Origin of the sequence: Cellulophaga baltica, assembly GCF_018861125.1 — a bacterium.
In the GTDB taxonomy this organism is placed as follows: domain Bacteria; phylum Bacteroidota; class Bacteroidia; order Flavobacteriales; family Flavobacteriaceae; genus Cellulophaga; species Cellulophaga baltica_A.
Window position 1 is genome coordinate 110,887 of sequence record NZ_JAHKQN010000004.1, and the last position, 6,489, is coordinate 117,375.

Annotated in this window: 6 protein-coding genes and 1 pseudogene; 6 read left to right on the top strand and 1 reads right to left on the bottom strand. The window is 28.9% G+C overall.

The window, feature by feature from the left end; translation table 11 throughout:
- Nucleotides 1-76: 76 nt before the first annotated feature.
- From KO500_RS00635 to KO500_RS00660, 6 genes are all read left to right on the top strand, one after another.
- Nucleotides 77-982: an Abi-alpha family protein gene (locus KO500_RS00635; RefSeq protein ID WP_215954559.1), complete on the top strand. Its 906-nt coding sequence runs from the start codon at nucleotides 77-79 to the stop codon at nucleotides 980-982.
- Between the two features lie 192 nt (nucleotides 983-1,174).
- The gene (locus KO500_RS00640) at nucleotides 1,175-2,197 is read left to right on the top strand and encodes a hypothetical protein (RefSeq protein WP_215954560.1); all 1,023 of its coding nucleotides are present in this window, start codon (nucleotides 1,175-1,177) and stop codon (nucleotides 2,195-2,197) included.
- 43 nt (nucleotides 2,198-2,240) lie between these two features.
- Complete coding sequence (locus tag KO500_RS00645) at nucleotides 2,241-2,909, top strand: hypothetical protein (RefSeq protein ID WP_215954561.1); 669 nt, start codon at nucleotides 2,241-2,243, stop codon at nucleotides 2,907-2,909.
- 186 nt (nucleotides 2,910-3,095) lie between these two features.
- Entirely contained in the window at nucleotides 3,096-4,265 is a 1,170-nt protein-coding gene (locus tag KO500_RS00650) for a serine hydrolase domain-containing protein (protein WP_215954562.1), read from the top strand.
- A gap of 100 nt (nucleotides 4,266-4,365) precedes the next feature.
- Nucleotides 4,366-5,277, top strand: coding sequence for an alpha/beta hydrolase (locus KO500_RS00655; RefSeq protein WP_215954563.1), 912 nt, complete (start codon nucleotides 4,366-4,368; stop codon nucleotides 5,275-5,277).
- On the top strand, nucleotides 5,234-5,764 hold the full coding sequence (locus KO500_RS00660; RefSeq protein ID WP_215954564.1) for a hypothetical protein: 531 nt from the start codon (nucleotides 5,234-5,236) through the stop codon (nucleotides 5,762-5,764). Before KO500_RS00655 ends, KO500_RS00660 begins: the two co-directional genes overlap by 44 nt.
- Before the next feature lie 128 nt (nucleotides 5,765-5,892).
- On the opposite strand, the pseudogene KO500_RS00665 reads toward KO500_RS00660, so the two are convergent.
- Nucleotides 5,893-6,414 (bottom strand): annotated as a pseudogene (locus tag KO500_RS00665) (IS110 family transposase); the annotation flags it as partial.
- Nucleotides 6,415-6,489 lie beyond the last annotated feature (75 nt).

The following is a 6,489-nucleotide window of genomic DNA, read 5'->3' on the forward strand; positions in this document are numbered from 1 at the left end:
TTCCCCACAGAATAAATTATTAAAATACAAACTGAAGGCACACATACACGTTCGTTGGGTGCAATTTAAAAAAACTATGGGAAATGATTTAAACATTAAGTCTTCAACAATCGAAAAAGGAATTGAACTTGCCAAAGACTTTTTAGATAAATTAATTATGCCAGCTGTTGAGGAAACCGGTCTTTTGATTAAAGAAAAAGTTACCTATTGGAAATTCAAAAATCAAGTAAAGGTTTTAAATAAAGCAAAAGAATACTGTGAAAAGCACGGAATTAAGCCTAAAACAGTTTCCTTTAAATTACTTGTCCCGTTATTAGAAACTTCAGCCCTTGAAGAAGATGAAATCTTGCAAGATAAATGGGCTATACTTTTGTCCAATATGGTTGACTCTAGCCAGAACATTGAAAACCATGTTTTTCCATATATTCTAGGACAATTATCTACCAAAGAATTTCTTCTTTTAGAGAAAGTTGTTCTTGAAAGAAAAGAGCGACTAAAGAACCTTTTATTGGAGTACGAAGAATATAAAACCAATCGACCAGAAAAAGAAAGAAAAATAAAAGAACAAATATCTGAATTAGAAAAACAGATGGAAATAGAATCTAATGGTAAGGAATACTTTTATTCAGATAAAATGTGGGAATTAAGAAAAGAAAAATCTGAATTTGAATCTGAACTTAGAAATTTAGGACATAAAGAATGGTCATATAAATGGAATGTTCAAAAACCAGAAGAATTTCCTGATGGTAGTCTTCGTGAATTTGAAGTGTCCAATCTTAGTAGGCTTGGATTAGTTAAATATGTAAAAGAAAATCTTTCTAATTCAAATACCTTGGAAATTCCTAACAATCCAAATGAAGAATATTTAGTTGTTGATTTTGACATTGAAGTTGATTATGAAGAAAAATATTTATTAACCGAACTTGGGGAGTTGTTGATTGATGCCTGTTCTGAAAAGAAAACTGCACCCAACAATACCTAAACGTAATGCGGACTTTAGGGAAAAACCGAAAGGTCTGTGTATATTTATTGTGTCGCTAAATCTTATGGATTTAGCTTTGGACAAGAAAAAATAAAACTAAACAATAAGCTTTAGCTTCGTGCGCAGACGGAAACGAAAAGTTTCCTTACTACCGCACTACGCTTAGCCGAGACATTACCAGCAATTACAAAAATGACCCTTAATTTAATTTCTCACATAGAACAATTTAATAATCACTATTTGATAATTAGTGGGTATTCTGGTAATTATACCTTGAGTGTTTTAGATAAGACATTAAAAATAATTACTGAGTTTAGTTTTGATAATGTTGACATTTGGAATGCTAATTTTCATATAGATGAAAATAAAGTATTGATTTCGATTGCTACAACAGAAACGTTTAAAAATGAAAATACCAAATATCAAGGATTCAATACTTTGTGGTATGAAGTTTATTTCAAAAAAAGTATATTATCGAAACAAAAGATTATTTTCCAACATATAGAAACTTGGACACAATCAGATTTCACGAGCATAAAAAGTTATCGTGATAAAAATTTAAGGTATTGGGTTGGACTAAAACAAAATAAAAAGAAATTCAAAGAAAGACGAACCTTTATGAATTTTGCAACAACTTCTGATTTAAAGCAATTACCACAACTAAACAAACCAATACTTGTTCATAATAGCGCGAAACACAAATTTGATTTTATTGTTTCTGAGGAAAATTTATTCATAAGTATTATATCGGAAAAATGTACTCTAATCAAGACAAACTCAAAAGGAGAAAATATTCAATTACAAGAATTAAACATTCCTTTGAAAAAGCTCCACGAATATGCTGATTGTAGATTAGTAGAAATAGAAAATAAAGTATTTAGTTATTTCTGGACGACATCTCAGGAATACTCAAAAAAATATCAATTTGAGTTATTTGGAACAGAGAATTTAAAAGATAATTTTTATTCAGGTAAAATCTTAAAACTCATAGATTCTGACTTTGTACATTCTGTTACTTGGAATAAGCCGGAAATTGTTAGCTATAAAAAGGTCTTTGAGGAATCAAAAAAATATTATTCTGAAATTAATGAAAATGGCAAACTCATTAATGAAAAAATAATTGAGAACGTGACTCCAATTCATTTTGGTTTTGACAATGATTTAATTTGTTTTTCGACTGACAAAAAAGAACTAGAAATAATAATCAGAAAATAAAAAAGCTGGTAACAATGTATAAAAAACATAGGGCGATTTTGGCTTGCCGAAAGGTCTGTGTTTATTTGCAAGGTCGCCAAATATAAAATTTGGCATTTATAGTAGAAAAGATAAAAGCAAAATATTTATATTTAGCTATGTAATAAACCGAAATGTATCGCTTATCACCTGCCCTACGTTTCTTATACTGAACGTTGTAAAACATTTAGAAAAACTGAATTGGAAAGAATTAAATAACGACATTTATTTTTGGGATGGTTCTTGGCGAGACATCTTCATTCCTGATACGGACAGAAATGACTGGAAAATTTTTGTGGACTTCATTAATGAAAGATTTGATATTAAATGGTTCAACGAAAACACTCAAAAAACTGAAACGAAAATCAATTTTGATAGATTGATTGAATTTTGGGATAAAAAAATTGACTGGAACAATACTGCAAATATTTATTTAGATAATATTCAAATCAACACGCATTTTTTCACGGAGGACGAAATTGAATGCGATATTGACCCAAGAGAATTTAATGGAATAAATGACCACGAAAAACTGATGGAGTTTCTGACCGAATTGTCTAATCGATTAAATAAGCGGATAAAAATAACGCCTGAAAATTGCCCTGAAATTGAACTCGTCGGAATTGAAAAAAATAATGTATCAATAAATCTTAATTCGCCTTCGGACAGTTGGCCGATAAGGATAAAGAAATAAAAACGTTTTACAACAAAGAACTGAGATAAAAAACAAACAAAATCTTCGTTAAATTTAGATACTATAATTCTAGGTTTACATTAAATTTTAGTACTTCAGAACCGCCTACTTTTCAAATACTAACTGTTGAGCTTTATTATGACCTATTCTATAAAAAAATGCATATTTCAAAACGAAAAAAGAAAAATGAAAAAAATAATATTTATCTTATTTAGCCTTTTACTAACTATTAGTAGTTGTAAGAATAAAAAAACAGCTGATACCATAACTTCAGAAGAAATAGAAGAATCCGACTCAAACAAATACAATAAAATATTTAGTAAAATTGAAGACGTTTTAAAGGAAAACAATGTTCCATCTCTTTCCATAGGAATCGTTAACAACGGAAATCATATTTATAAGTCTTTTGGTGTTACCAACAGAAACAGTAGTATTAAAGTTGATGAAAAATCTGTTTATCAAATAGCTTCGTTAAGTAAAATGATGACAGGTATTATTGCTAATAATTCTATTTTAGAAGGAAAAATTAATCTTAACGAACCTATTACAAAGTACTTATCTGACAAACTAAGCAAAAAGGCTATTGAAAGGTTAAGTGAGGTCAAAATATCTGATTTACTTTATCATACAAGTGGATTACCTCGAGACCCTATATACAGAGAAGCCAGAGAAAATGGAGCAGTAAAATTTGATTCTGTTAAAGGAATTACATATATGTCTGAAGAAGACTTAATACAAGAGCTAAATGAAGTCTCACTCGAAAATATTGCAGGCAACAAATATGAGTATTCCAACTTGGGTTATAGCGTTTTAGGATACATTCTTGAGTTAGTCAATAATAAAGATTTTGAGCAATTGGTAGAAGAGTATATCTCAAACAAATATGAATTAAAATACACTTTTGTTAATCCGACTCAGTATAAAAACAAAATAGTTACTTCTTACAAAGATGATGGTGATAGAACTATTGAACAAAAAAAATTCAATTTCGGAAAACAAACTTCAGCAAGTGGTATCTATTCAAATGTTGAAGACTTGACTTTACTTATGGAGTTGCAAATAAAAAGTTTTAGAAGTCAAGCCAAAAATTCATTAGTTCCTGCAAGTTTTTCGAATAAAGCCTATACTAGAAGGCAAAAAGAAAATATTGCTTATGGATTTGGACTATTTAGGTTTTCACAGAATAAAGATTGGACATTTTATCAACACGATGGTGATGCAGATGGCTTTAGCAGTGATTATTATTTCTCACCTGAAAAAAACATAGGCTTAGTTTTTTTATCATCAAGTGGAGGCAATTGGTTTGGACCATTGGCAAATGAAATATTCTTTGAAATTGTGAATGACATTAAATAACGAAAACACAACAAAAAACTGAGGTAAAACAATTCTTTTTAAATTTAAGCAACTAAACTTAGCCGAGACCTTTGTGCTTAATTTGAATAAAAAATATTTTATGAAATTAACCTTTAACATTTTTAGTTTTTTACTTATTTCACAATTATCATTTAGTCAGATAAAAACCGAAAAAAGTTCATTGGAATACACTACAATTGAATTAGAATCTGAGTATTTTACTGACCAAAAAAGGACTATAAAAATAGCTCTTCCGAAAGAATATGATAATTCTAAAAAATATCCAGTACTCTATACTTTAGACGGAAATACCTTATTTGATTTGGCTTCAAACTATGTTGCTCAATTAAGTAAACTAACGATTGAAAATGATTATGACTACGCAACAGATGTAATACCGCAAACGATTGTAGTTGGAATATTTCATAATGACAGAGGTTATGAAACAACACCAAATTTTAGTAAATACCCCAATGCAGATGAAACTATTTATTTAGAGGGTTCTGAAAAACTAAAAAACTTCTTGTTTGAAGATGTGATTCCATACATTAATTCAACTTACAACACATCTGGTTATAATTCAATAATAGGGCACTCCAATACAGCTCACTTTGTTATGTGCTTACCTATTCAAAACAACAATCCTTTCAATGGAATTATCTCTCTTTCATTAAGCGGAGAATCCGAAAATTTTAAAAGTAGAATAAAATCTTATTTAGCAGTAAACGATAAAACAAATATATTTATTGGTTACGGAACAAAAGACTTTGGTTTTAATGAGTTTGCAATATATTTAAAAGGCGAAGTAACTAAAGACAATTTAAAAATAAGTGAGTTTAATGCCAATCATCTTGAAATGCCGGCAATTTCATTGATTCAAGGATTAAAATTTATATTTAAACAATACAGGAATATTGATGATTTTTACACAGAATCGAAAAAAGAAAGTTTTGATATAAAACAATATCTTGAACTTTATAAAACAAAGAATAAAAAAAGAATATGGAATTGATATTAAAATAAAAGAAGATGATTTTTATTCTTTACTACAAATGAGCATTAACACAAAAAACAAAAATGCTTTAAATCAAATTCTTGAATACAATTCAAAAGTAAATGGATATCCAACTCAAACTCACATGCTTTTTGTTTATAATAAAGAAATTGGCGATTTTAAAAATGCCGATTACTTAGCAAATAAAATGCTTAATAGTGAAGATGATTTTGAAAATAGAGTTCTAAAAGCAAATTTGGAATTTTACTACGATTTTTATATTAATGATCTTAAAGATGTCGAAAAGGCAATTACTTTTTTTGAAAAAGGGAAAAAGAACTTTAAAGACAACCAACTGGAGTTCAGTTATTTTATAGCAAAGGCTTGTATTGAAAACAATACTAGAAAAAAATTAGGAAAAGCCACTTTAAAGTATTGTATGAAAAATTACAAAAAGAATATCTATTTTAGAGAAATTGATTTAAAGAATTTAGATAAGGAATAAAACCTGTGCACAACAAAAAACTGAGGTGAAAAACAAACAAATTCTTCCTTAACCTGAGACAATATTATTCCAAGCTTATAGATTCAAAAACTAATTTTTTGAGCTTTTTTATTGTATTAAATTTCTATTTATCTAGGCAATATAGAAACGTAAGTTTCATCATATGGCCTTTTAGATTTTGCAATAGCAAAACACTGTTTTAATAACTTATTAGCAACAGCTATTAAAGCTAGTTTCTTACTTTTACCTTTAGCAACTATGCGGTCATAAATAGCCTTACACGCCTTGTTGTGTTTACAAGCATTAAAAGCACATAAAAACAAAAGATTCCGAAGCTTTCGATTACCTACCTTGCTTATTCGTGCACGGCCTCTGATACTACTACCAGGTTCTCTAATTGTCGGTGTGATTCCTACATAGCTACAAAGTTGTGAGGCATTCTCGAACTTAGTAAATCCATCGGTAATTACAATTAAAAATAAGGCTGTCTTTTGACCTATTCCTGGTATTGATGTCAATAAGGTTAGTTGTTCTTGTTGCTCTTCTTTTACTAAGGATAAAATCTTTAATTCAATTACTTTGACTTCTTTATCTAGTTGCTTCTTATTTCGCACTAAAGAACGGTAAACAAACTTAGAAGGAACTCGCAAAAGTTTCTTTATATTTATTCATAAGTAATGACTTATGAAAGAACTAGCTACTAGTATCACAACAACTTGAAAACG

Coding starts and splice junctions, on each gene's coding strand:
- KO500_RS00650 (WP_215954562.1), top strand. CDS start 3,096: ATGAAAAAAATAATATTTATCTTATTTAGCCTTTTACTAACTATTAGT.
- KO500_RS00635 (WP_215954559.1), top strand. CDS start 77: ATGGGAAATGATTTAAACATTAAGTCTTCAACAATCGAAAAAGGAATT.
- KO500_RS00655 (WP_215954563.1), top strand. CDS start 4,366: ATGAAATTAACCTTTAACATTTTTAGTTTTTTACTTATTTCACAATTA.
- KO500_RS00640 (WP_215954560.1), top strand. CDS start 1,175: ATGACCCTTAATTTAATTTCTCACATAGAACAATTTAATAATCACTAT.